The 25920-nt window shown below is 63.6% G+C and carries 20 protein-coding genes; 18 read left to right on the top strand and 2 right to left on the bottom strand.

From position 1 onward, the window contains the following. Positions 1–43 precede the first annotated feature (43 nt). Positions 44–1687, bottom strand: a complete 1644-nt coding sequence (locus M8Q45_RS14485; protein ID WP_249875315.1) for a GMC family oxidoreductase — start codon at positions 1685–1687, stop codon at positions 44–46. 131 nt (positions 1688–1818) lie between these two features. Here M8Q45_RS14485 and M8Q45_RS14480 point away from each other — a divergent pair, with 131 nt between their 5' ends. The 4 genes from M8Q45_RS14480 to M8Q45_RS14465 all read left to right on the top strand — a co-directional run bounded on the left by M8Q45_RS14480 (position 1819) and on the right by M8Q45_RS14465 (position 6283). After that, positions 1819–2703 (top strand): LysR family transcriptional regulator, encoded by an 885-nt coding sequence (locus tag M8Q45_RS14480; protein WP_249875314.1) that lies wholly within the window; start codon positions 1819–1821, stop codon positions 2701–2703. A 511-nt stretch (positions 2704–3214) separates the two neighbouring features. Next, positions 3215–3586: a c-type cytochrome gene (locus M8Q45_RS14475; protein ID WP_249875313.1), complete on the top strand. Its 372-nt coding sequence runs from the start codon at positions 3215–3217 to the stop codon at positions 3584–3586. 115 nt (positions 3587–3701) lie between these two features. After that, the gene (locus M8Q45_RS14470) at positions 3702–5000 is read left to right on the top strand and encodes a D-arabinono-1,4-lactone oxidase (protein ID WP_249877332.1); all 1299 of its coding nucleotides are present in this window, start codon (positions 3702–3704) and stop codon (positions 4998–5000) included. Between the two features lie 74 nt (positions 5001–5074). Beyond that, positions 5075–6283 carry a DSD1 family PLP-dependent enzyme gene (locus M8Q45_RS14465; protein ID WP_249877331.1) on the top strand — a complete coding sequence of 403 codons (1209 nt, stop codon included), beginning with the start codon at positions 5075–5077 and terminating at the stop codon, positions 6281–6283. Between the two features lie 168 nt (positions 6284–6451). On the opposite strand, the gene M8Q45_RS14460 is transcribed toward M8Q45_RS14465, so the two are convergent. After that, positions 6452–7396, bottom strand: a complete 945-nt coding sequence (locus tag M8Q45_RS14460) for a SphA family protein (RefSeq protein ID WP_249875312.1) — start codon at positions 7394–7396, stop codon at positions 6452–6454. A gap of 204 nt (positions 7397–7600) precedes the next feature. On the opposite strand from M8Q45_RS14460, the gene M8Q45_RS14455 reads away from it, so the two are divergent. The 14 genes from M8Q45_RS14455 (at position 7601) to M8Q45_RS14390 (ending at position 25901) form a co-directional block, all read left to right on the top strand. Further along, entirely contained in the window at positions 7601–8644 is a 1044-nt protein-coding gene (locus M8Q45_RS14455; protein ID WP_249875311.1) for an AraC family transcriptional regulator, read from the top strand. A gap of 228 nt (positions 8645–8872) precedes the next feature. Continuing rightward, positions 8873–9625: a GntR family transcriptional regulator gene (locus M8Q45_RS14450; protein ID WP_249875310.1), complete on the top strand. Its 753-nt coding sequence runs from the start codon at positions 8873–8875 to the stop codon at positions 9623–9625. Further along, complete coding sequence (locus M8Q45_RS14445; RefSeq protein ID WP_249875309.1) at positions 9622–11361, top strand: fumarate reductase/succinate dehydrogenase flavoprotein subunit; 1740 nt, start codon at positions 9622–9624, stop codon at positions 11359–11361. Before M8Q45_RS14450 ends, M8Q45_RS14445 begins: the two co-directional genes overlap by 4 nt. A gap of 24 nt (positions 11362–11385) precedes the next feature. Continuing rightward, a complete protein-coding gene (locus tag M8Q45_RS14440) occupies positions 11386–11631 on the top strand; it encodes a 4Fe-4S dicluster domain-containing protein (protein WP_003180418.1) in 246 nt (81 codons plus the stop codon). A gap of 250 nt (positions 11632–11881) precedes the next feature. Beyond that, positions 11882–13288 carry an ABC transporter substrate-binding protein gene (locus M8Q45_RS14435; RefSeq protein WP_249875308.1) on the top strand — a complete coding sequence of 469 codons (1407 nt, stop codon included), beginning with the start codon at positions 11882–11884 and terminating at the stop codon, positions 13286–13288. A 199-nt stretch (positions 13289–13487) separates the two neighbouring features. After that, a complete protein-coding gene (locus M8Q45_RS14430; protein WP_249875307.1) occupies positions 13488–14270 on the top strand; it encodes an ABC transporter permease in 783 nt (260 codons plus the stop codon). After that, complete coding sequence (locus tag M8Q45_RS14425) at positions 14270–15118, top strand: ABC transporter ATP-binding protein (protein WP_249875306.1); 849 nt, start codon at positions 14270–14272, stop codon at positions 15116–15118. Before M8Q45_RS14430 ends, M8Q45_RS14425 begins: the two co-directional genes overlap by 1 nt. Next, positions 15115–16077 (top strand): HEAT repeat domain-containing protein, encoded by a 963-nt coding sequence (locus tag M8Q45_RS14420; protein ID WP_249875305.1) that lies wholly within the window; start codon positions 15115–15117, stop codon positions 16075–16077. Before M8Q45_RS14425 ends, M8Q45_RS14420 begins: the two co-directional genes overlap by 4 nt. Beyond that, entirely contained in the window at positions 16074–16346 is a 273-nt protein-coding gene (locus tag M8Q45_RS14415) for a gamma-butyrobetaine hydroxylase-like domain-containing protein (RefSeq protein ID WP_249875304.1), read from the top strand. Before M8Q45_RS14420 ends, M8Q45_RS14415 begins: the two co-directional genes overlap by 4 nt. A 1316-nt stretch (positions 16347–17662) precedes the next feature. Continuing rightward, complete coding sequence (lexA, locus tag M8Q45_RS14410; protein WP_030137954.1) at positions 17663–18280, top strand: transcriptional repressor LexA; 618 nt, start codon at positions 17663–17665, stop codon at positions 18278–18280. Next, positions 18280–18903, top strand: coding sequence for a translesion DNA synthesis-associated protein ImuA (imuA, locus tag M8Q45_RS14405; RefSeq protein ID WP_249875303.1), 624 nt, complete (start codon positions 18280–18282; stop codon positions 18901–18903). The genes lexA and imuA overlap by 1 nt, the downstream gene beginning before the upstream one ends. A gap of 7 nt (positions 18904–18910) precedes the next feature. Next, positions 18911–20332 (top strand): Y-family DNA polymerase, encoded by a 1422-nt coding sequence (locus M8Q45_RS14400; protein ID WP_249875302.1) that lies wholly within the window; start codon positions 18911–18913, stop codon positions 20330–20332. Then, complete coding sequence (locus tag M8Q45_RS14395) at positions 20308–23406, top strand: error-prone DNA polymerase (RefSeq protein ID WP_249875301.1); 3099 nt, start codon at positions 20308–20310, stop codon at positions 23404–23406. The genes M8Q45_RS14400 and M8Q45_RS14395 overlap by 25 nt, the downstream gene beginning before the upstream one ends. A 383-nt stretch (positions 23407–23789) precedes the next feature. After that, positions 23790–25901 (top strand): ATP-binding protein, encoded by a 2112-nt coding sequence (locus M8Q45_RS14390; RefSeq protein ID WP_249875300.1) that lies wholly within the window; start codon positions 23790–23792, stop codon positions 25899–25901. Positions 25902–25920 lie beyond the last annotated feature (19 nt).

Below are 25920 nucleotides of genomic sequence, written 5' to 3'. Positions count from 1 at the left end.
ATCGCGAGCAAGCTCGCTCCCACAGGGGGATCGTTGGTGTTTTTCAGACCGTGGCAGGCTCCTTTTGGCTGGTGAAGCTTACGGTGGCGGGTTCGAGGATCATCCGCGCCGCCTTCTCGGCAATCATCAACGTCGGCGAGCAGGTGTTGCCCGAGGTGATGCGCGGCATGATCGAGGCATCGGCGATGCGCAGGCCCTTGATGCCGTGCACGCGCAGTTGTGCATCCACCACCGCATCGCCGTCCTGGCCCATGCGGCAGGTGCCCACCGGGTGGAAAATCGTCGTGCCGATGCGGGCGGCGGCCTGGTGCAGTTCCTCTTCGGTTTGCAGGCTCGGGCCGGGCAGGTATTCCACCGGCTTGAAGGCGCCGAGGGCCGGGGAGGCGACGATCCGTCGGGTCAGGCGAATGGCGTCGGCGGCGACGCGCAGGTCTTCGGGATGGTTCAAGTAGTTGGGCTGGATCAACGGCGCTTCACTCGGATCGGCCGAACGAATGTCCACCCGCCCGCGGCTCATCGGGCGCAAATCACACACCGACGCGGTGAACGCCGGGAAGCTGTGCAACGGTTCGCCGAAGCGTTCCAGGGACAACGGTTGCACGTGGTATTCGAGGTTGGCCGAGGTCTGTTCCGGCCCCGAGCGGGCGAACGCGCCGAGTTGGCTCGGGGCCATGGACAGCGGGCCACTGCGGTCGTACAGGTAGCGCAGGCCCATGCCCATCTTGCCCAGCAGCGTGCCGGCAATCTGGTTCAGGGTGCGGGCGTTTTCCAGTTGATAGATCAGCCGCAGTTGCAGGTGATCCTGCAGGTTGCCGCCCACGCCCGGCAGTTCGTGCACGACGCCGATCCCCAGGCGTTGCAGCAGGCTGCGCGGGCCGATCCCGGAGCGCTGCAAGATGCCCGGCGAACCGACCGCCCCGGCGCACAGGACGATTTCCCTGCGGGCCTTGAAGGTCATGTTCTTGCTTTGCCAGCGAGCGCTGACGGCGTGGGCCCGGTCGTCTCGCAACAGCACGCGGTCGACTTCGACCTCGGTCAATACTGTCAGGTTGGGGCGATTGCGAATCGGCTTGAGGAAGGCCTTGGCCGCATTCCAGCGCACCCCGGCCTTCTGGTTGACCTGGAAGTAGCCACACCCTTCGTTGTCACCGCCATTGAAATCCTCGACGCTGGGGATGCCGCTCTGTTCGGCGGCGGTGCGGAAGGCGTCGAGGATCGGCCATGACAGGCGCTGGCGTTCGACTCGCCATTCGCCGGCCGCGCCGTGGATCTCGGAATCGCCCGCGAAGTGGTTTTCGCTTTGCCTGAACAGTGGCAGCACGTCTTTCCAGGCCCAGCCAGGGTTGCCTTCGGCGGCCCAGCCATCGTAGTCCGCGGCCTGGCCGCGCATGTAGATCATGCCGTTGATCGATGAGCAGCCGCCCAGGACCTTGCCGCGCGGATAGCTCAGGGCGCGCCCTTGCAGGCCCGGTTGGGCTTCGGTCTTGAAGCACCAGTCGGTGCGCGGGTTGCCGATGCAGAACAGGTAGCCGACCGGGATGTGAATCCACGGATAGTTATCGCGCCCGCCGGCTTCGAGCAGCAGCACCCGGTGTTGCGGGTTGGCCGAAAGCCGATTGGCCAGCAAGCACCCGGCAGGGCCGGCGCCCACGACCACGTAATCGTATTCATCGACGACAGGTTGCATTCGCGACCTCGTTTATTGTTTTTGTGGCGTTCATCCTAGTTGTTAGTTTTCGTCAAAAGAATGTTAGTTTTTGCGCAGCCGCTGTGCGTTTATAAACAGCCCTGCCTTCAGGCCCACCCAAGGATCGCCCCATGTTCGACTGGAATGACTTGCGTTATTTCCTGGAGCTGCAACGCAGCGGGCGTTTGTTGACGGCTGCACGACGCCTGAATACCACTCACGCCACGGTGGCGCGGCACATCGAGGCCATCGAGAAAAGCCTCGGCACCGCGCTGTTCGTCCAGCATGCCCAGGGCTACGAGTTGACCCCGGCCGGCGAGACATTGCTCAAGCATGCCGAAGCCATGGAGAACGTGGCATTGCTGGCCCAGGAGGACATCACCCAATCCAGCGCACCCTTGGGCAAGATCCGCCTGGGGGTGACGGAAGGGCTGGGCATCATGTTCCTGGCCAGTCGCATGGACGGGTTGTTCCAGCGTTATCCGGGGCTGGAGGTGGAACTGGTGGCGGTGCCGCGCTTTGTCAGCATCCTCAACCGCGAGGCGGAAATCAGCATTCACCTCGAACGCCCGGCGGCCGACCTGTTGGTGACGCGCAAGCTCACCGACTACAGCCTGGCGCTTTATGCGAGCCAGGCCTACCTGGATCGCTCGCCGCCCTTGCGCAGCCGCGAGGACCTGGCCCGACACGCCTGGATCGGCTACGTCGATGACCTGTTGTTCAGCCAGGAACTGATGTTCCTCAACAGCTTTTGCCGCAAGCCTCGGGTGGTGTTCCACAGCACCAGCGTGATCGCCCAGCAACAGGCCGCGCGTTCGGGCCTGGGGATCGCCGTGCTGCCGTGCTACATGGCCAGCGGCGACCCGACGCTGGTGCCGTTGTTGCCGGACGAAACCATCTGCCGCAGCTACTGGATCAGCACCCGCCGCGAACTGCACAAATCCGTACGGTTGCGCGTGTTGTGGGATTACGTGGTGCAGTTGTGCGAGCGCGAGCAAAAATTGCTGTTGCCCTGAGCAACACCCTTTGTCTGGGGCTGGAAAAAACCGTGGCGAGGAAGCTTGCCCCCGCTGGGCTCTGTAGGAGCTGGCGAAGCCTGCGATCTTTTGATCTTGATCTTGATCTTGATCTTTCGCTCTTGACTCAATTGTCGGTGGAAAGATCGCAGCCTCGTTGCACTCGGCAGCTCCTACGCAGCTCCTACGCAGCTCCTACGCAGTTCCTACGCAGTTCCTACGCAGCTCCTACGCAGCTCCTACGCAGCTCCTACGCAGTTCCTACGCAGTTCCTACGCAGCTCCTACGCAGCTCCTACGCAGCTCCTACGCAGTTCCTACGCAGCTCCTACGCAGCTCCGAGACAGCTCTTACGGGCGCGCCCCAGCGGGAGCGAGCTCCCTCGCCACAGGGGCGCAGTGAATGGGCTGGCCGCCCAAGCACCCTTTTATGGCCCCCAATGACCTCAAGCCGACGCGCTGGCGTGCCTTAGTGTTGACCGACAACAAGAAAAGCGCAGCCAAGAGGGCCCCATGCCGGCAACGACACCTTCAATCTGGCTCAAGCCAGCCGTCATCCTCCTGCTCGGTACCTTGCTGGCAGGCTGCGGCGAAGAGGCCAACCCCCCAACGCCCACGGTGCTCACGGCCATGCCCAGCGATGCGGCGCTGGCCCAGGTCTACGACAGCAGCTGCAAGCTCTGCCACGCCAACCCCGGCGCCGGCGCACCGTTGACTGGCGATACGAACGCCTGGGCCCCACGGGTTGCCCAGGGCTCCGACACCCTGTTGGACCACGCGATCAACGGCTACAACGGCATGCCGCCGATGGGCCTGTGCATGCACTGTTCCGAAGAGCAGTTCCTGGCCCTGATCGCCTTCATGTCCGGTCAACACTTCCAATAATGCAGACGGGGACTAAGGCATGACGATGAACGCCTCGCGGCGTCGGTTGCTGCAACAGGCCGGCGTTGTCGCCGCCTTTACCGCACTGGGCAGCCAGGGCGCGCTGGCCGAGCTGATGCGCGCGCCTCGGTTGATCCCGTGGCGCAACTGGTCCGGTGCGCAGAGTTGCCTGCCGGCGGCGCGCCTGGCCCCCAAGGATCTGGATGAACTGGTGCAAGTGGTGCGCCGCGCCGAAGGGCGGATTCGCCCGGTGGGTTCCGGCCATTCCTTCAGCGCCCTGGTGCCCACCGACGGCACCTTGTTGTCGCTGAGTTTCTTCAGTGGCCTTCTGGATCACGACGAGGCCAGCCTGCAAGCCGAGTTCGGCGGCGGCACGCCCATGTCCCGCATGGGCCCGGCGCTCAAGGCCATCGGCCAGGCGCTGCCGAACATGGCCGACGTCGACTACCAGACCCTGGCCGGTGCCATCGCCACCTCGACCCATGGCACCGGAAAGGCCTTCGGCTCGTACGCGTCCCAGGTCGTCGGCCTGCAACTGGTCACGGCCCATGGCGAAGTGCTCGATTGCGATGCCCAGCGTCATCCCGACGTGTTCAAGGCCGGCCGGGTCTCCCTCGGCGCGCTGGGGCTGGTGACCCGCGTGCGTTTACAAAACCGCGCTGCCTATCGCTTGCGCGAGCACCAATGGGTGGCGAAAACCGAGGAGTTGCTCGAGGACGTGGACACCAACACCCGGGACAACCAGCATTGGGAAATGCAGGTCGTCACCCATTCGGACTATGCGCTGTCGATCACCCTGAACGAAACCACCGATCCCGCCACGCCGCCGATCAGTCCCGAGGAGGAGGGTGGCAACGAATTCGTCAGCCTGATCGAAAACCTCGACAAGTACGGCAGCGATTTCCCGGCGACCCGCCGAGCCCTGCTCAACAGCCTGCGCTGGGTCGCCGATTTCGATGATCGGGTCGGCGATTCCCACGACATCTATGCCAACGCCCGTACCGTGCGCTTCAACGAAATGGAGTACTCGGTGCCGGCTGACCAGGGCCCGGCATGCCTGCGGGAAATCCTCGCGCTGATCCGCGACAAGAACCTGCGCACCTGGTTTCCCATCGAGTACCGCTACGTGAAGGCCGATGACATCCCCTTGAGCATGTTCGAAGGCCGGGACAGCTGCGCCATCTCCGTGCACCAGCATTACCAGATGGACCACCACAACTTCTTCGCCGCCATCGAACCGATTTTCTGGAAATACCAGGGGCGCCCGCACTGGGGCAAGTTGCATTCGCTCAACGCCAGGACGCTTCAGGCGCTGTACCCGCGCTGGGATGAGTTTGCCCGGGTGCGCCAGGCCCTGGACCCGGCCGGCAAGTTTCTCAACGAGCATCTTTCGACCCTCCTGGGGGTGAGCTGATGGGCTTCAATCGTCGTCGCTTCCTGGCGGGAACGCTGGGCGCCGGGGTGTTGCTGGCGGGTGTCGGTGCTTGGCTGCGACCGCAGGACCGAGGCGCGCCGTACAGCGAATATTTTCGCCAGCTCAACCGTGAGCTCAAGGCCCATGGCCCGATGCGCCCGGTGATGCTCATCGACCTGGATCGACTCGACCACAACATCGACGTGGTGAAGGCGTCCGTGCAACGCGCCGGCAAGCAACTGAGGCTGGTGGAGAAGTCATTGCCAGCCCCCGGCCTGCTGAATTACATCGCCCAGCGTGCCGAGACCCGGCGGTTGATGTCGTTCCACCAGCCGTTTCTCAACCATGACGCAGTGCAGTTTCCCCAGGCCGATATCCTGCTGGGCAAACCCCTGCCGGTGCGTTCCGCCGAACTGTTCTACACGCAGCATAAAGGACCGTTCGACCCGGCGCGCCAGTTGCAATGGCTGATCGACACGCCTGAGCGACTGGAACAATACCGGGCGTTGGCCCAGGGGCTGGGTGTTCGCATGCAGGTCAACCTGGAGTTGGATGTTGGCTTGCACCGGGGCGGGATCGCTGACGAGGCGAGCCTGGACGCGATGCTCAGGTTGATCCGCGCCCATCCGGCCCAGCTGGCGTTCGCCGGGTTCATGGGTTACGACCCCTTTGTTGGAATGGGCGTGCCGGAGATCGTCGCAACGCCACAAACGCTGTTGGCGCGGGTCATGGCGATCTACCGCGCGCGGGTGGATTTCGTGCGCCTGCGCTATCCCGATCTCTGGCGCCCTGGCCTGACGCTCAACACCGCCGGCAGCCCCAGCTACCGCATCCATGAACAGGAAAACCTGAGCACCGAGGTGTCGGTGGGCACGGCGATGCTCAAGCCCAGCCACTACGATTTGCCGTCGTTGCGTGAGCACGTTCCCGCAGCCTATATCGCCACGCCGGTGTTGAAACGCACCGGGGCGGTGAACATCCCGGTGCTGGACGACACGTCGCGGATTTTTTCCTGGTGGGACGTGAATCAGCGCGAGACCTTTTTCATCTACGGCGGCAACTGGATGGCCGACCTTGAAGCACCGGCCGGCTTGCAGAGCAACGAGCTGTACGGACGCAGCTCCAATCAGGAAATGGTCAACGGCTCCGCAGCGGTCGGACTGGGGCTGGAGGACCAAGTGTTCCTGCGCCCGACCCAGACCGAGTCGGTGTTGCTGCAGTTTGGTGATTTGCTGGCGGTGCGGGCGGGGAGGATTGTGGAAAGTTGGCCGGTTTATAGCTGAATCCAGCTGGTCGAGAGCGCGTCTTTGTGGCGAGGGGATTTATCCCCGCTGGGGCGCGAAGCGGCCCCAAATGCCGACAATCCGGTAGGTCAGTCAGATTGAGTTGCTTCTAGGGTGGGCTGCTGCGCAGCCCAGCGGGGATAAATCCCCTCGCCACAATGGGAGCTTTTAGAAGGCAAACGGAATACTGATCTTCGCCCAGAGCATCTCGCCTTCGGGGCGGTTCTCCACGTCGAATTCCTTGGCCCAGCGGATCTCGGCGCTGGCGTATTTGAGAAAGGTCACGTGCAGCGCCGGACCGATGGCGAACACCTCGCCGCGCACGCCATCGTCCACGTCCTGCCCGGCGAATTGCACGGTTCGGCCGTACTGTTTGTCGTCGGTGGTCTGTTTCAGATAGTAGCCGTTGAGGCCCACCGTCACGTTATCGTTCAGGCGGTAGCTGGCGGAATAATCGAAGTGGAAAATCTGTCCCGAGCGGTAATCGGTGTCCTTGTTTTCGCGGTTGAAGCTGTAGGTGGTTTTCATCGACAGCTCGGTGTTGTCCGTGGGCAGCCAGGTGAAGGAAAACAGCGGTTTGTAGGTGTAGAAGTTGTTGCTGGTATTGGCCAGTCGATCGGAATCGTATTCACCGGTCGGCACGGTGATTTCCACCGCGGCGGCCAGCGTCAGGTGCTTGCCCATGTCCCAGAGCACGATGGGCGAAATGGTGGTGTCGCCCATGCTTTCGCGCGTATCACTCAGGCCGAAGGCCGCGACCTCCTGCTTGAGCCAGGGCTGGGCGACGTAGATACCCAGTCGCCCGCCGGCCACTCGCAGCGGGCTCAGGTAGTCGATGCGCGGTATGACCGCCGTGGATTCGATTTCGACGTCCGGCACTTCGCCGCCCAATGAGCTGATGTTGAATTTTCGGGCCTTGTAGTGGTTGTAGTAGAGGTTGAAGGCAACCATGTGGTCCGGAAGGCTGTCGACCTCCAGCGGCAATACATAGAAGCCATCGGTGCCGGTGCCGATGTTGTCGACGCCGGACTCGGTGGCCAGGGCCGGCAAGGCGTTGGCGCAAGCCAGGCCCAAGGTCAGTTGCAGGGTGAATCGCGTGCGGATCGGGTTCATGGAGGGGCTCGTTATTATTGTTGGAAACGCACCAAGGGTCCGAGCCATAGAAATAAGCCGTTCGCCGCCGCCAGGGCAGGGTATTGGCGGCCATTGAGGGGACTTGCGCGGCCAGATTCCGGTCCCCCTCTATTCGCCGGGCCATGCTAACGTCTAGAAACGGACTGTTACAAAACGTTCTCCTATCCGCCCTGGAATCCTCCCATGCAGATGAAAGTCATCGACCCCACGTTCGAGCTGGCGCTGGTATCGCCGTTCCTCTTGCAGACCCTTGCCGACGTTGTGGCGGACAAGGGCTTCGATGCGTCGATCCTGTGTCGTGGCCTGGGGTTCGGCCTCGATGACCTGCAAGACCCGACGCATCGCATTTCCCATCGCCAGGCCGTGGTCATGATTCAGCGGGCCCTCAAATTGTTGCCCGACCAGGGGCTGGGGTTGTGGGTCGGCGACCGCAACGTGCTGGGCACCCTGGGTTTGCTGGGACACGTATTGTCACTGTGCGAGACCTTGCGCGACGTCTTCGCCCTGGGGGTGCGCTACCAGCGCACTACCGGCGGCATCGCGCAGATCAGCGCCGAAGAAGCCGACGACCGGATCACGGTCGAGGCGACGTGCCAACTGCCCTTTGCCGACGTGCAGGTGTTTGCGGTCGAAGAATTCTTTGCCAGCGTGTTGGTCTATGGCCGGGCGCTGGCGGCGTCCGACTTCAAGCCACAGGCAGTGGAATTCATGCACGCCGCGCCTTCTTATGCGGGCGAGTACCAGCGAATCTTCGGGCCGGCTGTGCGCTTTGGTTGCCGGCAGAATCGCATGCTGATCGATGCTTGCTGGCTGGAGGTGCGCCTGCCCAACCATCACCCGCTGGCCCTGCGCCAGGCACTGGCCTTGCTGGAGCAGGAGGCCAGCGAAGTCCACCAGAAAATCGACCTGATCCAGGCCGTGGAACGGGCGATTGCCCGGGACCTGACCCGCGGCAGCCATATCGACAAGATCGCCGGTGACCTCAACATGAGCAGCCGCACCCTGCGGCGCCGCCTGACCGAGCACAACCTGACCTTCGAAACCCTGCTCGAACAAGTGCGCCGTGGCCGGACCTTGAACCTGCTGGCCAATCCCGAGCTGTCCATCGAGCGCATCACTGAGGAAGTCGGCTACAGCGATGTGCGCAGTTTTCGCCGGGCGTTCCGACGCTGGACCGGCATGAGTCCGAGCGCGTTTCGTAACGAGGGCGCCGAAGCCCGGCTCTAGACTTTGTACGAAAAGTGCCTGCGCGACGATCATGCTGCGTTGAAAACAGGCTCGGAATGCTCATTTACAACCAGTAAACTGCGCTTCCTCGCCTGTTTTCGCCTTGCCTGATCGCCGCTCGGCGACTTTTCGTACAAAGCCTAAGGTTATGTCCAAACGGTATTTCTCAGACCATGGGTGGTTTCCCTAACATCACGTCATAACTCGTTATGACAAGTGAAGGGAGCCATGCCCGACAACGTTCTTTCCCTCGGCAGCGTGCCGCTGCACACCCAACTGCGCGACGTGCTGCGCGCACGCATCCTCGACGGTGAGTACCCCCAGGGCGGCCAGATGCCGTCGGAAAGTGAGCTTGGCGCGTTGTTCCGCGTGAGCCGCATCACCGTTCGCCAAGCCTTGGGCGACCTGCAAAAGGAAGGGCTGATCTTCAAGATCCATGGCAAAGGCACCTTCGTCGCCAAGCCCAAGACCTTCCAGAACGTCAGCACCCTCCAGGGGCTGGCCGAGTCCATGACCGGGCGCGGTTTCGAGGTGATCAACCGCCTGCGCAGCTTCAAGTTCATGGCGGCGGACAAGTCAGTGGCCGAGCGCCTGAAACTGGCGGAAGGGGACGTGGTGGCGCAGATCAAGCGAGTGCGGCTGATCAACCGCGAGCCGGTGTCCCTGGAGATCACCTACCTGCCCAAGGCGCTCGGCGAGCGCCTTGAAAAAGCCGACCTGGTCACCCGCGACATCTTCCTGATCCTGGAAAACGATTGCGGCCTGGCCCTCGGTCATGCGGACCTGGCCATCGATGCGGTGCTGGCCGACAGCGACCTGTGCCAGGCCCTGGAGATCGAGGCCGGATCGCCGGTCATGCGCATCGAGCGCCTGACCCACGGCGCCGATGGGCAACCACTGGATTTCGAATACCTCTACTACCGCGGCGATGCCTTCCAGTACCGCTTGCGGATCGACCGGCAGAAAGGGACGCAGGCATGACCCAAAGCTCAAGAAGCATCCTCGAACAGGAATACGACATCGTCGTCATCGGCGGTGGCACCGCCGGGCCCATGGCCGCGATCAAGGCCAAGGAACGCAACCGCGACTTGCGCGTGTTGTTGGTGGACAAGGCCAACGTCAAGCGCAGTGGCGCCATCAGCATGGGCATGGACGGGCTCAACAACGCGATCATCCCGGGGCACTCGACGCCTGAGCAATACACCAAGGAAATCACTATTGCCAACGACGGCATCGTCAACCAGGCGGCGGTGTATGCCTACGCGACCCACAGCTTCGAAACGATCGAGCAATTGGACCGTTGGGGCGTGAAGTTCGAGAAGGACGAAACCGGCGACTACGCGGTGAAAAAGGTCCATCACATGGGCGCCTACGTGCTGCCGATGCCGGAAGGGCACGACATCAAGAAAGTCTTGTACCGGCAGTTGAAACGGGCGCGGGTGAGCATCACCAATCGGTTGGTCTGCACCCGGTTGCTGACCGACGAGGAGGGCGCGGTGAATGGTGTGATGGGCTTCGATTGCCGCACCGCCGACTTTCATGTGATCAAGGCCAAGGCGGTCATTCTCTGCTGCGGCGCGGCGGGACGCTTGGGGCTGCCGGCCTCCGGCTACCTGATGGGCACCTATGAAAACCCGACCAACGCAGGCGATGGCTACGCCATGGCGTATCACGCCGGCGCCGAGCTGGCGAACCTGGAATGCTTCCAGATCAACCCGCTGATCAAGGATTACAACGGCCCGGCGTGCGCCTATGTCACCGGCCCCCTCGGCGGCTATACCGCGAACAACAAGGGCGAGCGCTTCATCGAGTGCGACTACTGGAGCGGGCAAATGATGTGGGAGTTCCACCAGGAACTCGAAGGTGGCAACGGTCCGGTGTTCCTCAAGCTCGATCACTTGGCCGAGGAAACCATCCAGAACATCGAAGAGATCCTGCACAGCAACGAACGACCCAGCCGCGGGCAGTTCCACGCCAACCGTGGCACCGACTACCGCACGCAGATGGTCGAGATGCACATCTCCGAAATCGGTTTTTGCAGCGGTCATTCGGCCTCCGGCGTTTGGGTCAACGAGCGGGCGGAAACCTCGGTCAAGGGCCTGTACTCGGCGGGCGACATGGCGGCGGTGCCGCACAACTACATGCTCGGTGCGTTCACCTACGGCTGGTTTGCCGGCAACAACGCCGCGGACTTTGTGACAGGGAAGGATTTCTCGGCGCTGGATGCCGGGCAGATCGAGCGGGAGAGGGCGCGCGTCTACGCGCCGCTTGAGCGCGAGCATGGCCTGCCGCCGGCCCAGGTGGAATACAAGCTGCGCCGCTTCGTCAACGATTACCTGCAACCGCCGAAGGTCACGAAAAAAATGCAGATCGGCCTGCAACGCTTCAGCGATATCCAGCGCGACCTGGACCAGATCAAGGCCCATAACGCCCACGAATTGATGCGCGCCATGGAAGTCAGCGTGATCCGCGACTGCGCCGAAATGGCCGCCCGGGCCTCGTTGTTTCGCGCGGAAAGCCGTTGGGGGCTGTACCACTATCGAGTCGATCACCCACGGCGCAACGACAGCGACTGGTTCTGCCATTGCCATTTGAAGAAAGGCGAGGACGGCACGATGACCTCGTTCAAGAAAGCCGTCGAGCCCTACATCATCGCCCTCGATGCCGACGAGCTGCAGGCCTACGACCGGCTGCGGGTCGGTGCCGACGCGGCGTGAACCCATCATCCAAAGAGAACGCCCATGGCCTATCAACCCCAGGAAATCTTCTTTCGCTCCAATGCCCCCGTCACCGTGGACGAGGACAAATGCATCGCCCACAAGGGCTGCACGGTGTGCGTCGATGTATGCCCCATGGACCTGCTGGCGATCAACCCGGCAACCCAGAAGGCCTACATGGCGTTCGATGAATGTTGGTATTGCATGCCGTGTGAAAAGGACTGCCCGACGGGGGCGGTGAAAGTCGAGATTCCGTACCTGTTGCGTTGACGGCGAGGACGCTATCGCGAGCAGGCTCGCTCCCACAGGGGATCGAAGCCAGCCGCAGAGCTTATGTACACCGTTAAAACCTGTGGGAGCGAGCTTGCTCCGGGCGGCGTTCCGACGATGGGGCCACCACAGACACAAAAAAAGCTATCCGGCTACCCCGGACGCCAAACCCAGAACACCCCTCGTTTCCCACCGCGCCCTGATCGTGGCGGAGACGAAAAACCTATAAATGATTCGAGGGGACACACCCATGTTATTGCGTGCAGCATTGGCCGGTCTGGTACTGGCTTCATTGACCCTGCCTGCCCAGGCAGACACCATCCGCATCGCCATCGGCACCCAGGACACCACCATCAATTGCGCCGCCGGCGGATTGTTGATCCGGGAGCTGGGGCTGTTGGACAAATACTTGCCCCACGATGGCGCGTACAAGGATGCCCATTACGACATCCAGTGGAAAAACTTCACCAGCGGTGCGCCACTGACCAATGAGATGGTCGCCGGCAAACTCGACTTCGGCGCCATGGCCGATTTCCCAGGTGCTTTCAACGGCGTGGCGTTCGAGACCGCCGGCAAGCACAGCCTGTTCATCAGCGTGCTGTCGGGCAGCACCCAGGGCAGCGGCAACGGCATCGTGGTGCCCAGTGCCTCGGGCGTACAGTCCCTGGCCGAGCTCAAGGGCAAGACCATTTCCGTGCCATTCGCCTCCACCGCCCACGGCATGTTGCTGCGCGCCGTTGCGGCCCAGGGCTGGGATCCGCTCAAGGATGTGAACATCATCGCCCAGCCACCGGAGGTCGCCGGCTCGGCGTTGCAGGCCGGCAAGATCGACGCCCATGCCGACTTCGTGCCCTTCGCCGAGCTGTTCCCCAGCCGTGGTTTCGCCCGCAAGATCTATGACGGCGCCCAGGCAAGAACGCCGACATTCCATGGCGCGCTGGTGGACCAGGCCTATGCCAGGAAGTACCCGGAAATCGTCGTTGCCTACCTGCGTGCAACCATCGAAGCCAATCAACTGCTGGCCGCCGAGCCCGAGAAGTACAGCGAGCTGATCGCCAAGGTCACCGGCGTGGATGCCGAGGTCAACTATCTGTTCCACGGGCCGTTGGGCGTGCAGACCCGCGACCTGACCTGGAAACCGGAATACCGCCAGGCCGTCGGCACCGCCATCGATACCCTCAAGCTGCTGAAGAAGGCCGATCGGGGGCTGGACCTCAACACATTCATCGATGACCAGTACATCCGCGCGGCGTTCAAGGCGTCGAACCTCGATTACACCGCGCAACTGGGCAACTACGCCCAGACGCCCCTCGGCACGCCCGATGCCTTGACCGGCCAGGCCATCACCGATGCCCGTCATGTGGCCGAGATCTGGGTGCGCGGCGAGCCGAAAGTGCGTTATTACGCCTCGGCGCAGTCAGCCTTCAGCGCACTGGCCAGCCTCAAGCAGGAAGGCAAGGGTATCCGCGCCGTCTACGCCCAGGCCAGCGACAGCGGGATCAAGCTGTTGGCCGAGCAGGCGTGGTTTGCCAGTGATGGCAAGGGCCAGCTCAGCGCGTTCCTGTTGAAAGGGCAGGCCGAGCAGTTTGCCACGGCCCAGGGCGGCAAGGTCCTGGATTTCACCGAGGCGACGACCCAGGCGGTTGCTGCCCGATAAACCTGACACCGAACCCTGTAGGAGCAGTGTAGGAGCTGACGAGTGCAACGAGGCTGCGATCTTTTGATCTTTTGATCTTTTGATCTTTCGCTCAAGACTCAATTGGCTGGTGAAAGATCGCAGCCTCGTTGCACTCGGCAGCTCCTACGCAGCTCCTACACAGCTCCTACAGGGTGCGGTGTTTCAGTGGGATCTATGTATGTCTCGATCATTTTCACGCTGGCTCCTGCGAGCCGCTTCCTTGCTGCTCTGCCTGCTGTTCTGGCAACTCGCCGCCGACGGCCATTGGGACCTTGGCCTAGTGACCTTCGCCAACGTCCCGACGCCACTGGCGGTGATCCAGGCCGCCCTTGGCCTGGGCGAGTCGGGCAATCTCGTGCGGCATCTGGGCAGCAGCCTGGGCCGGGTCTTCGCCGGGTATGGCGCTGCGCTGTTGATCGGCGTGGCGCTGGGCCTGGCCATCGGTCGGTCCCGCTGGGCCGAAGACCTGTTGCTGCCGCCGCTTGAAGTGCTGCGGCCGATTCCGGCGGTGGCCTGGATTCCGCTGGCGATCCTGATGTTTCCCTCGTCGGAACTGTCGATGGTGTTCATCACCTTCACCGGCGCGCTGTTCCCGATCCTGCTCAACACCGTGCACGGCGTCGAAGGGGTGGACCGGCGGCTGATCGCGTCGGCGAAAAGCCTCGGCGCCGGACGCCAGGCCATCCTGCTGGAAGTGATTCTGCCGGGTGCCGCGCCAAGCATCATCACCGGCCTCGCCATTGGCATGGGCACCTCCTGGTTCTGCCTGGTAACGGCGGAAATGATCGCTGGCCAGTATGGCATCGGCTATTACACCTGGGCGTCCTACACCGTGCAGAACTACCCGGACATCGTGGTCGGCATGTTGCTGATCGGCGTGCTGGGCATGGGCAGCAGTTTGTTGATCAAGCGCCTGGGCGGGCTGTCCACGCCTTGGCATCGACCCCGAGGAAAAGCCTGATGAGTGCGATGCAAACGCTGGAAGGACGGATCGATATCCGCCAGTTGTCCATTGTCCTGGGGCAGGGCGCCCAGGCCTTCGAAGCGGTGCAGGGGCTCGATTGCCAGATCGAGGCGGGGCAGTTCGTCTGCATCCTGGGGCCGTCCGGCTGCGGCAAATCCACCTTGCTCGGCGCCCTCGCCGGGCACCTGCAACCGAGTACGGGCACGTTGAAGGTGGACGCGGTGCCGGTCGTTGGCCCGTCGCCCCAGCGCGGCATGGTGTTCCAGCAACACACCTTGTTTCCATGGCGCAGCGTGCGCGACAACGTCGCCTTCGGCCTGAAGATGCGTGGCCTGGGCAAGCTCGAACGGCACCGGGCCGCCGACGAAATCCTGGCCCTGGTGGGCCTGGAGGGGTTTGCCGGGCACTGGCCCGATCAGCTCTCCGGCGGCATGCAGCAGCGGGTGGAGATTGCCCGGGTGCTGGTCAACCGTCCGCGCCTGTTGCTGATGGATGAACCCTTCGGCGCGCTGGATGCCCTGACGCGCTTGAACATGCAGGAACTGCTGCTGGATATCTGGGCGCGGATCCGCACCACCGTGGTGTTCGTCACCCACGACATCGACGAGGCGCTGTTCCTGGCCGATCGCTTGCTGGTGATGAGCCCGCGTCCGGGGCGGATCATCGAGGACCTGCGCCTGGATTTTCCCCGCCCACGAACGACTGAGTTGGTTACCCGCCCCGAATTCGCCCGATTGAAACGCCACTGCCTCGAACTGCTGCGTCATGAAGACGGCCAGCAATTACCGCGCCTCAATCCCCTTGGGCTGCCTCCTGAAACCTCCTTGCCGCGATTTGCCCTATGACCTCTTTATTTGAAGACACTGACAACGATGACATCCTTGCCCTGCAACCGCGCCTGACCGACGACGACGCCGGCGTACGCCGTATCGCGCTGATCGAACTGGCCGACCTCGAAGAGCCCGAAGGCCTGCTGTGGCTGGTGGATCGCTTGGCGCATGACCCCAGCGCCGAGGTGCGGGCCGAAGCCGCGCGATTGCTCGAAGCCTGGGAGGACGCGCCGGTGGTCGCGGCCTTGTGCGAGGCCCTGACCGATCCATCCCCGACCGTGCAGGCCGCAGCGGCCCAAAGCTTGAGCCTGCTCAAGAGCGAGGCGGCAGGACGGGTGATCCTGCCTTGGACGGCCCATGTCGATGCCGATGTGCGCGTCGCCGCGTTCCGGGCGTTGCGCGAGTTGCGTCTGGGTGATGCCGCGCCAGCCGCTGTCGCCGCGCTGGCTGATCACGATGCCGGCGTGCGTCGCGAGGCGGTTGGCGTACTGGGCTGGCTCAAGCACCTCGACGCCTTGCCGGCCCTGGCGCGGCTGGCCAGTGATGATCCGGAGAGCGAAGTGCGCCGTGCGGCCACCGGTGCCCTCGGCCTGGCCTCGGATGCTCAAGTCTTGCCGGCGCTGCGCCAGGCCTTGCGGGATCCGGCCTGGACGGTGCGCGAAGAAGCCGCCACTACCCTGGGCAAGGTCGGCCACGCCGATGCCGGTCCGGCCCTGATCGCTGCCCTGGCAGATGATTATTGGCAAGTACGTTTGCGGGCGACCCGCAGCCTGGGTCGCTTGCGTTACGCCCCGGCACTGGCGGCCTTGATCGAAACCCTGGCTCATCGCATCAGTAACCTGCGCAAGGAGGCGGCCCTGGCGTTGGGCGAGTTGAACGATCCCGCAGCCATCCCGGCGTTGCAGGCCGCCCGGGACGATGGCGATCCGGAGGTACGCAAGGCTGTGCGGATTGCCTTGGGCCAATTGCAATGAGCTCGTTGGCGATTGGTAATTCACAACAGGAGGGGCTGTTGCGGCTGAGTTGGCCTGATGGGCGTGAGCAACGGCTGGACCATGCCGAACTGCGACGCCGGTGCCCTTGTTCACGGTGTCGGGCGTTTCGTCTGCAGGGCGTGGCGGTCCAGGTTGATTCGCGGGTTCGGGTGGTTGAGGTCAATAGCCAGGGCTATGGGGTGCAGTTGGTCTTCAGTGATGGGCATGAGCGGGGGATTTTTCCCTGGGCTTATCTGGCGGAGTTGTAGCTTCGCGCAGCTCCCCACTCAGAAAACGATGATCCCGTGGCGAGGGCGCTTGCTCCCGCCGAGGGTGTAGGAGCTGGCGAAGCCTGCGATCTTTTGATCTTCGCTTGGGACTCAAGTGTCTTTGGAAAGATCGCAGCCTCGTTGCACTCGGCAGCTCCTACGCAGCTCCTACGCAGCTCCTGCGCGGATCCCCACTCGGCAAACGATGACCCCGTGGCGAGGACGCTTGCTCCCGCCGAGGTGTAGGAGCTGGCGAAGCCTGCGATCTTTTGATCTTCGCTTGGGACTCAAGTGTCCTTGGAAAGATCGCAGCCTCGTTTCACTCGGCAGCTCCTACGCAGCTCCTACGCAGCTCCTGCGCGGATCCTGTGCGGATCCCCACTCAGAAAACGATGATCCCGTGGCGAGGACGCTTGCTCCCGCCGAGGTGTAGGAGCTGGCGAAGCCTGCGATCTTTTGATCTTCGCTTGGGACTCAAGTGTCTTTGGAAAGATCGCAGCCTCGTTGCACTCGGCAGCTCCTACGCAGCTCCTACGCAGCTCCTGTGCGGATCCCCACTCGGCAAACGATGGCCCCGTGGCGAGGGCGCTTGCTCCCGCCGAGGTGTAGGAGCTGGCGAAGCCTGCGATCTTTTGATCTTCGCTTGGGACTCAAGTGTCTTTGGAAAGATCGCAGCCTCGTTGCACTCGGCAGCTCCTACGCAGCTCCTACGCAGCTCCTGTGCGGATCCCCACTCAGAAAACGATGATCCCGTGGCGAGGGCGCTTGCTCCCGCCGAGGTGTAGGAGCTGGCGAAGCCTGCGATCTTTTGATCTTCGCTTGGGACTCAAGTGTCTTTGGAAAGATCGCAGCCTCGTTTCACTCGGCAGCTCCTACGCAGCTCCTACGCAGCTCCTACGCAGCTCCTGCGCGGATCCCCACTCAGAAAACGATGATCCCGTGGCGAGGGCGCTTGCTCCCGCCGAGGTGTAGGAGCTGGCGAAGCCTGCGATCTTTTGATCTTCGCTTGGGACTCAAGTGTCTTTGGAAAGATCGCAGCCTCGTTTCACTCGGCAGCTCCTACGCAGCTCCTGCGCGGATCCCCACTCGGCAAACGATGGCCCCGTGGCGAGGGCGCTTGCTCCCGCCGAGGTGTAGGAGCTGGCGAAGCCTGCGATCTTTTTGATCTTCGCTTGGGACTCAAGTGTCTTTGGAAAGATCGCAGCCTCGTTGCACTCGGCAGCTCCTACGCAGCTCCTACGCAGGCGCAAGGGTGAACCCTAAGTCGCCGTGAACTGACTGGCGGCGCTTGTAAGAAAAATCCTTAAAGAGTACAAATGTACTCCATGACGACTCTCACTCCCCGCCGTACCGCCATCCTGACCTTCATCCGCGAGCGCATCGCCGAGCAGGGCCAGTCTCCCAGCCTCGCTGAAATCAGCGAGGCGTTTGGTTTCGCCTCTCGCAGCGTGGCGCGCAAGCATGTGCTGGCGTTGACCGAAGCCGGCTTCATCGAGGTCAATCCGCACCAGGCCCGGGGCATTCGGCTGTTGAACCAGCCGCCGCGTCCCGAGTTGCTGGACGTGCCGGTGCTGGGACGGGTGGCCGCCGGGCTGCCGATCGGTGCCGATGCCGAAGTCCATAGCCGTCTGTTGCTGGACCCGGCGATTTTCACCAAGGCGCCGGATTACCTGCTGCGCGTCCAAGGCGATTCGATGATCGAGGACGGCATCCTCGACGGCGATCTGGTGGGCGTACAACGCACGCCCCAGGCCGCCAACGGACAGATCGTCGTGGCGCGCCTGGACGGTGAAGTGACCATCAAGCGTTTCGAGCGAGTCGGCGAGCGCGTACGCCTGTTGCCCCGCAACCCGGCCTATCAGCCAATCATCGTCGAAGCCGACCAGGACCTGGCGATAGAAGGTGTGTTCTGTGGCCTGGTGAGGCAAGGCTGATGGGCGCCGTCGTTGCGTTGGACACGCTGTTCAATGGCGGCCAGGTCTGGAAGGGCCGGCCTGCGCCGCCGGCTGCCAGCCCGCAGCCCACCGGCCATGCGGCGCTGGACGCGGCATTGCCCAGTGGCGGCTGGCCTGAAGCGGCGTTGACGGAAATCCTCATCGGCGCGCCGGGCGTGGGTGAGTTGCAACTGGTGTGGCCGACCCTGGCGCGGTTGTCGGCGGCGGGGGAGCGGATCGTGCTGGTGGCGCCGCCGTTCGTGCCCTATCCCCAGGCCTGGCGAAATGCCGGGGTGGACTTGCGCCAGTTGTCGATCATCCAGGCCGATCCACGGGAGACCTTGTGGGCCACCGAGCAATGCTTGCGTTCGGGCAGTTGCGGCGCTGTGTTGTGCTGGCCGCACCAGGCGGATGACCGGGCCTTGCGCCGCTTGCAGGTCGCCGCGGAGACCGGCCAGACCCTGGCGTTCGCCTGGCGCTCGATCCAGGAAGCCATCAACCCGTCCCCGGCGGCCTTGCGCATCGCCCTCGATGCCCGGCCTGCGCAATTGCGGGTGCTCAAGTCCCGCGGCGGACTGGCTCGTTCGGCGCCGATCGCTTTTCCCTCGCTCACCGGGCATTGAGGTTGCGATGCGCTGGGTCTGTATTCTCTTCCCGCAATTGGCGCTGGACGCCGCGCTGCGCCAGCGCCCCGATCCCGACGAGCCCCTGGTCCTGCTGACCGGCCCGGCCCAGCGGCGGGTGCTGCAAGCGGTCAACGAACCGGCCCGCGCCCTGGGCCTGCGCCCCGGCCAGACCATGACTGCCGCCCAGGCCCTGAGCAAAGGATTCGCCACGGCCGAATACGACGCGGCGCAGATCGACTATTGGCAACAATTCCTCGCGGCCTGGGCCTACCGCTTCAGCTCCCAGGTCAGCGTGCATTACTCGCGCACGGTGTTGTTCGAGATCGAATCGAGCCTGGGGCTGTTCGGGCCGTGGCCGGTGTTCGAGGCGCGGTTGCGCGCCGAACTGACTGAACTGGGCTTTCGCCATCGCATCGTCGCCGCCCCCAATCCGGTGGCGGCGCGGATGTTGGCCAATGCCTACGACGCCCTGGTGGTGCCCGATAACGAGACCTTGCAAGCGTACCTGGGGCAGATGCCGGTGGACCGGGTCGGCCTGCCGCCCGAAGTTGCCACGGCCTTGTCGCGCATGGGCCTGCGCCAGCTCAGCCAAGTCCAGGCCTTGCCCCGGCATACCCTGGCGCGGCGTTTCGAAGCCGACATGCTCAAGCACCTCGACGCGCTGGTGGGCAGCCGCACCCTGGCGCTGTCGTTCTACCTGCCCCCGGACCGTTTCGATGTGCGCATCGAACTCAATTACGACGTGCAATCCCACCAGGCCTTGCTGTTTCCGCTGCGCCGATTGACCGGTGACCTGTCGGCCTACCTGTGTGGGCGCGACAGCGGCGTGCAGCGTTTTGATTTGCATTTGGAACATGCCGGCTTGCCGGACACGGTCATCAAGGTCGGCCTGCTCAGCGCCGAGCGGGATGCTTCGATGCTGTTTGAACTGGCCCGTGGCCGTCTTGAGCAGGTGCAGGTCGAGGCGCCCGTGCGCGGCTTTCGCTTGTGTGCCGAAGACCTGCCGAGCTTCGTGCCCCAGCGCCTGGAGTTGTTCGATGAACGTCCCCAGCAGTCCTTGCCCTGGGAACAGCTACGCGAACGGTTGCGGGCGCGCCTCGGCGACGAAGCCGTGCAAGGGCTGGGGTTTGGCGACGATCATCGACCCGAATGCGCGTGGCAGATGAAACCGCAGCCGCAACCACAGATGTGTCCGCTGCGCGATGATATCCAGCGTCCCGGTTGGCTGCTCGGCGAACCCCAGGTTTTGCCCGAGGGCCAGGCGCGAATCCTCATGGGCCCGGAGCGCATCGAGTCCGGCTGGTGGGACGGAGCCGATGTGCGCCGCGACTACTACCTGATCGAAACCCGCGCCGGCCAACGCGGCTGGGCCTATCGACCGGTGGGCGAGGGCGGGCCGTTGTGGCTGCAAGGCTGGTTCGCATGAACATCGAATACGCCGAGCTGCATTGCCTGTCGAACTTCAGTTTCCAGCGCGGTGCCTCCAGCGCCCTGGAACTCTGTCGTCGTGCCAAACAGCAGGGCTATCGGGCCCTGGCGATCACCGATGAATGCACCCTGGCCGGCATTGTCCGGGCCTGGCAGGCGGCCAGGGAGCTGGAGCTGCAACTGATCGTCGGCAGCGAAATCCAGGTCGAGAACGGTCCGAAGCTTGTGCTGCTGGTGGAAAACCTCGAGGGTTACCAGGCCTTGTGCCAACTGATCACCCGCGCCCGGCGCCGTAGCGAGAAGGGCCGATATCGCATCGTCCGGGAAGACTTCGACAAACCGCTGCCGGGACTACTCGCGCTGTGGGTGCCCGATGGCAAGGAGCCCGAGGCGCAAGGGCGCTGGCTCCAACAGGTATTCAACGCGCGCCTGTGGCTGGCCGTGCAGTTGCATTGCGGGCAGGACGATCGGCGGCGGCTGGCGGACTTGCTCGCATTGGCCGAACGCCTGGGTCTTCCGGCCGTCGCCACGGGGGATGTGCACATGCATGTGCGGGGGCGTCGCGCCTTGCAAGACACCATGACCGCCATCCGCCACCACGTCACCGTCGCCGAGGCCGGCCTGCGCCTGCACCCCAACGGCGAACGTCATTTGCGCAGCCTTGAGGCCCTGGCCGATCTCTATCCCCGGGCCTTGCTCGATGAAACCCTGGAAATCGCCCGGCGCTGCACGTTCGACCTCGGTCAGCTGCGCTATGAATACCCGCGCGAGCTGGTGCCTGAGGGCCATGATCCGACGTCCTGGTTGCGGGAACTGACCGAGCGCGGCATGCGCGAGCGGTGGAAGGGCGATGTGAAGGACAAGGTGCGAGTGCAGATCGAAAGCGAGTTGGCGCTGATTGCCGAGCTGGGCTACGACAGTTATTTCCTCACCGTGCAAGACATCGTCAGCTTCGCCCGCGGCCGTCACATCCTCTGCCAGGGCCGGGGGTCGGCCGCCAATTCGGCGGTGTGCTACGCCTTGGGCATCACCGAAATCGACCCGGCCCGGACGGACATGCTGTTCGAACGCTTCCTGTCCCGCGAGCGCAATGAGCCGCCGGACATCGACGTCGATTTCGAACACGAGCGCCGCGAAGAAGTCCTGCAGTACGTGTTCCAGCGCTACGGCCGGCATCGCGCGGCATTGACGGCGGTGGTCAGCAGCTACCACGGCGCCGGGGCGGTGCGTGACGTGGCCAAGGCCTTGGGCCTGCCGCCGGACCAGGTCAATGCACTGGCCGATTGCTGCGGGCGCTGGAGCGATGAAGCGCCGCCGCTGGAGCGCCTGCGCGAAGGCGGTTTCGACCCCGAAAGCCCGGTGCTGCGCCGGGTGTTGAGCCTGACCCAGCAACTGATCGGTTTTCCCCGGCACCTGTCCCAGCACCCCGGCGGCTTCGTGATTTCCCAGCAACCCCTGGACACCCTGGTGCCGGTGGAAAACGCCGCGATGGCCGAGCGCACCATCATCCAGTGGGACAAGGACGACCTCGATGCGGTCGGGCTGCTCAAGGTGGACATCCTGGCGCTGGGCATGCTCAGCGCGATCCGCCGTTGTTTCGACCTGGTCGCGGATTACCGGGGCGTGCGGCATACCCTGGCGTCGTTGCCCAAGGACGATCGCGCGACATTCGAGATGATCAGTCGCGCCGACACCATCGGCGTGTTCCAGATCGAATCCCGTGCGCAGATGGCGATGCTGCCCCGGCTCAAGCCCAAGGATTACTACGACCTGGTGATCGAAGTGGCCATCGTGCGGCCGGGACCGATCCAGGGCGGGATGGTGCATCCGTACCTGCGGCGGCGCAATGGGGAAGAGGCGATCACTTATCCGTCGCCGGAATTGGAAGAGGTGCTGGGCAGGACTTTGGGGATTCCGTTGTTTCAGGAGCAGGTGATGCAGATTGCCATTGTCGCGGCGGACTACACGCCTGGCGAAGCGGATCAATTGCGTCGCTCCATGGCCGCCTGGAAACGCCACGGCGGGCTTGAGCCACATCGCGAGCGCCTGGCAGAAGGCATGAAGAACAACGGTTACACGCCCGAATTCGCCGCGCAGATCTTCGAACAGATCAAGGGCTTCGGCAATTACGGCTTTCCTGAGTCCCACGCCGCCAGTTTCGCCTTGCTGACCTACGCCAGCAGTTGGCTCAAATGCCACGAGCCGGCGGCGTTCGCCTGCGCCCTGATCAACAGCTGGCCCATGGGTTTCTACAGCCCGGACCAGATCCTCCAGGATGCCCGTCGGCATCAATTGCAGATCCGTCCGGTGGACGTGCGGGCCAGCGACTGGGAATGCAGCCTGGAACCGCTGGAAGGCCGGCAACCGGCGATTCGCATGGGCTTGCGCCTGATCAAGGGGTTTCGCGAGGACGATGCCCGGCGTATCGAAGCGGCGCGCAGGGAGCGGGCTTTCAGCGATGTGGCCGACCTGGGCGAGCGGGCTCGTCTCGACGCCAGGGCCATGGAGCAATTGGCCGACGCCGATGCCTTGCGCGGCCTGGCCGGCGATCGCCATCGCGCCCGCTGGGAAATCGCTGGGGTGGAAAAACAACTGGGCTTGTTCGCGGGCCTGCCCAGCCAGGAAGAACCCACCGTAGCCTTGCCGACACCCACGGTGGGGGAAAACCTGTTTGCCGACTACGCCACCCTGGGCACGACGTTGGGGCCTCATCCGTTGGCGTTGCTGCGCTCCGAATTGCGCGCCCGGCGCTGCCGCAGCTCGCGGGAATTGCAAACCGTCGAACATGGCCGCAACGTCAGCGTCGCCGGGCTGGTCACCGGCCGCCAGCGCCCGGGCACGGCCAGCGGCGTGACCTTTGTCACCCTGGAAGACGAATTCGGCAACCTCAACGTGGTGGTCTGGCGCGACTTGGCCGAACGCCAGCGCAAGGTCCTCGTGGGCTCGCAATTGCTCAGGGTGGATGGGCGCTGGGAGAGTGTCGGCGAGGTCCGCCATCTCATCGCCGGACGCCTGAGCGATTTGAGCGAGTTGCTGGCGGGCATCCATGTGCGCAGTCGGGATTTCCGCTAGGCCTGTGGCGAGGGAGCTTGCTCCCGCCGTAGGAGCTGGCGAAGCCTGCGATCTTTTGATCTTTTGATCTTTTGATCTTTCGCTTGAGATTCAAGTGTCCTCGGAAAAGATCGCAGCCTCGCTTCGCTCGGCAGCTCCTACCGCTCTGTAGGAGCTGGCGAAGCCTGCGATCCTTTGATCTTCGCTTGGGACTCAAGTGTTCTTGGAAAGATCGCAGCACCTACGCAGCACCTACAGCCCAGCGGGTGCAAGCTCCCTTGCCACGGAGACCCGCGCAAAAGCCTTTGCATGAAACCAATTGCCAACCTCGCGCTCGAAGCACTAGCACAAGGGACTTGTGGTATGCCGATTCCCTGCTGGTAGTTTGAGGTGAGAGTCGTCCCATGAAGTTCTTATCCCACATTAACGGGTGTCCCGGTTGGGACGGAGAAATGGCCCGGCGCATCCGGGCGTACGATTGGAGTCGCACCGAACTGGGTGCGATTGAGCACTGGTCCGCCAGCCTGCGCAGCGCGGTCCAGGTGATGCTGGCGTCGCCCTTGCCGATGGTCATGTTGTGGGGGCGCCAGGGCTTCATGATCTACAACGACGCCTACGCCGAATTTGCCGGTGGTCGCCATCCGTACCTGCTGGGGCGTGCGGTGGAAATGGGGTGGCCGGAGGTGGCCGAGTTCAATCGCCATGTGCTGGACGTGTGCCTGGCGGGCGGCACTTTGTCCTACCGCAGCAAGGAACTGGTGCTGCTGCGCGACGGCAAGCCCGAAGACGTCTGGATGGATCTTTACTACAGCCCGGTGCCTGACGATGACCAATCGCCGGCCGGCGTGTTGGCGATCGTGGTGGAAACCACCGAGCTGGTGCTGAGCGAGCGAGCCCGGCAAGAGGCCGAGCGCAGCTATCGCGCGGTCAATGAGCGCATCCAGTTGGCGCTTTCGGCGGGGCCGTTGCTGGGGTCGTTTGTCTGGGACATCGAGGCCGACCGGCTGTCTGGCGACGAGCGTTTCGCCCGTACCTTTGGCTATCCGCCCGAATGCCCGCTGGATGCACTGCCCATCGACATCGCTCGGCAGCGCATCCATCCCGACGACATCGACGACGTCGAGCAACGGGTCGACCTGACCCTGCGCACGGGCGTCCCCTACACCGCTGAATACCGTTTGCGCCGTGGCGAGGGCGATTACCTTTGGGTGCTGGCCAGCGGTCGATGCGAGTTCGATGCGTTGGGCAAGCCCCTGCGTTTTCCCGGCGTGCTGATTGACATCAACGAGCGCAAGAGCGCCGAAGCGTCGCTGCTCAAGTTCACCCGCGACCTGGAGCAGCGCGTCGATAATGAAGTGCAGGCGCGACTGGCGGCCGAAGAGCAGTTGCGCCAATCGCAAAAGCTGGAGGCGATCGGCGGGCTTACCGGTGGCGTCGCCCATGACTTCAACAACCTGCTCCAGGTGATTGCCGGCAACCTGCATTTGCTGGCTCGCCACGAGCCTGACAATCCCAATGTGCAACGGCGGGTCGGCGCGTCCATCGAAGCCGTGGAGCGGGGCGCCAAGCTGTCATCGCAGTTGCTGGCTTTCGCCCGTCGCCAGCCGTTGTCGCCGGCGGTCTACAACCCTCGACGCATCTACGATGGGCTGGGCGAATTGCTGCAACGGGCGCTGGGGGAAACCATCCGGATCGAGGTGTCGTTGCCCCCGGAGCCGTGGTGCATCCATGTCGATCGCAACCAGTTGGAAAACGCCCTGCTGAATTTGGCGATCAACGCGCGCGATGCCATGGGTGGCGAAGGCGTCATCGGCATGGTCGGGGAAAATATTGCCCTGGACGAGTGGTCCTGCGCTGGCAAAGGTGTCGTGGTCGGTGATTACGTACGGTTGTCGGTGATCGATCGTGGCGCCGGCATGGCGCCTGAGGTGTTGAGCCAGGTGTTCGAGCCGTTCTTTACCACCAAGACCGATGGCCAAGGCACCGGGCTCGGATTGAGCATGGTGTTCGGGTTCGTCAAGCAGAGTGGCGGGCATATCGAGATTGCCAGCCACCCGGGGGACGGCACGCAAGTGCACATGTATTTCCCCCGCAGCCATAAGCCTGAATCCCCGGAACAGGCGTACCCTCGCACGCTCCAGCCCGGCCTGGAGGAAACGATCCTGGTGGTCGAGGACAATGATGACGTGCGCGCAGCGTCGGTGGAGTTGCTGGAACAGTTCGGTTATCGAACCCTGACCGCCGCCAACGGCGACGAGGCCATGAAGTTGTTGCTCGACGGCGTCTCGGTGGACCTGATCTTCACCGACGTGGTCATGCCCGGCCTGATCAAGAGCTCTGACCTGGCGGCCTGGGCCAAGGTGCAGGCCCCGCCCGTGCCGGTCCTGTTCACATCGGGGCACACCCGCGACATCATCTCGCGTAACCACCAGTTGAGCCCCGATACGCATCTGTTGAGCAAACCGTACAGCCCGGATGCACTGGCGCGGATGGTCAGCTCAGTGCTGGACGAATGAGCCCGACGCGGCAAAAGAA

Source organism: Pseudomonas sp. T1.Ur (assembly GCF_023516725.1).
In the GTDB taxonomy this organism is placed as follows: domain Bacteria; phylum Pseudomonadota; class Gammaproteobacteria; order Pseudomonadales; family Pseudomonadaceae; genus Aquipseudomonas; species Aquipseudomonas alvandae.
This window is presented reverse-complemented; position numbering and strand designations above follow the sequence as displayed.

What these genes read in the sequence shown, in the direction of transcription:
- M8Q45_RS14485 (WP_249875315.1), bottom strand. Translation starts at nt 1,687, where the DNA reads ATGCAACCTGTCGTCGATGAATACGATTACGTGGTCGTGGGCGCCGGC.
- M8Q45_RS14480 (WP_249875314.1), top strand. Translation starts at nt 1,819, where the DNA reads ATGTTCGACTGGAATGACTTGCGTTATTTCCTGGAGCTGCAACGCAGC.
- M8Q45_RS14475 (WP_249875313.1), top strand. Translation starts at nt 3,215, where the DNA reads ATGCCGGCAACGACACCTTCAATCTGGCTCAAGCCAGCCGTCATCCTC.
- M8Q45_RS14470 (WP_249877332.1), top strand. Translation starts at nt 3,702, where the DNA reads ATGCGCGCGCCTCGGTTGATCCCGTGGCGCAACTGGTCCGGTGCGCAG.
- M8Q45_RS14460 (WP_249875312.1), bottom strand. Translation starts at nt 7,396, where the DNA reads ATGAACCCGATCCGCACGCGATTCACCCTGCAACTGACCTTGGGCCTG.
- M8Q45_RS14455 (WP_249875311.1), top strand. Translation starts at nt 7,601, where the DNA reads ATGCAGATGAAAGTCATCGACCCCACGTTCGAGCTGGCGCTGGTATCG.
- M8Q45_RS14450 (WP_249875310.1), top strand. Translation starts at nt 8,873, where the DNA reads ATGCCCGACAACGTTCTTTCCCTCGGCAGCGTGCCGCTGCACACCCAA.
- M8Q45_RS14445 (WP_249875309.1), top strand. Translation starts at nt 9,622, where the DNA reads ATGACCCAAAGCTCAAGAAGCATCCTCGAACAGGAATACGACATCGTC.
- M8Q45_RS14440 (WP_003180418.1), top strand. Translation starts at nt 11,386, where the DNA reads ATGGCCTATCAACCCCAGGAAATCTTCTTTCGCTCCAATGCCCCCGTC.
- M8Q45_RS14435 (WP_249875308.1), top strand. Translation starts at nt 11,882, where the DNA reads ATGTTATTGCGTGCAGCATTGGCCGGTCTGGTACTGGCTTCATTGACC.
- M8Q45_RS14430 (WP_249875307.1), top strand. Translation starts at nt 13,488, where the DNA reads ATGTCTCGATCATTTTCACGCTGGCTCCTGCGAGCCGCTTCCTTGCTG.
- M8Q45_RS14425 (WP_249875306.1), top strand. Translation starts at nt 14,270, where the DNA reads ATGAGTGCGATGCAAACGCTGGAAGGACGGATCGATATCCGCCAGTTG.
- M8Q45_RS14420 (WP_249875305.1), top strand. Translation starts at nt 15,115, where the DNA reads ATGACCTCTTTATTTGAAGACACTGACAACGATGACATCCTTGCCCTG.
- M8Q45_RS14415 (WP_249875304.1), top strand. Translation starts at nt 16,074, where the DNA reads ATGAGCTCGTTGGCGATTGGTAATTCACAACAGGAGGGGCTGTTGCGG.
- lexA (WP_030137954.1), top strand. Translation starts at nt 17,663, where the DNA reads ATGTACTCCATGACGACTCTCACTCCCCGCCGTACCGCCATCCTGACC.
- imuA (WP_249875303.1), top strand. Translation starts at nt 18,280, where the DNA reads ATGGGCGCCGTCGTTGCGTTGGACACGCTGTTCAATGGCGGCCAGGTC.
- M8Q45_RS14400 (WP_249875302.1), top strand. Translation starts at nt 18,911, where the DNA reads ATGCGCTGGGTCTGTATTCTCTTCCCGCAATTGGCGCTGGACGCCGCG.
- M8Q45_RS14390 (WP_249875300.1), top strand. Translation starts at nt 23,790, where the DNA reads ATGAAGTTCTTATCCCACATTAACGGGTGTCCCGGTTGGGACGGAGAA.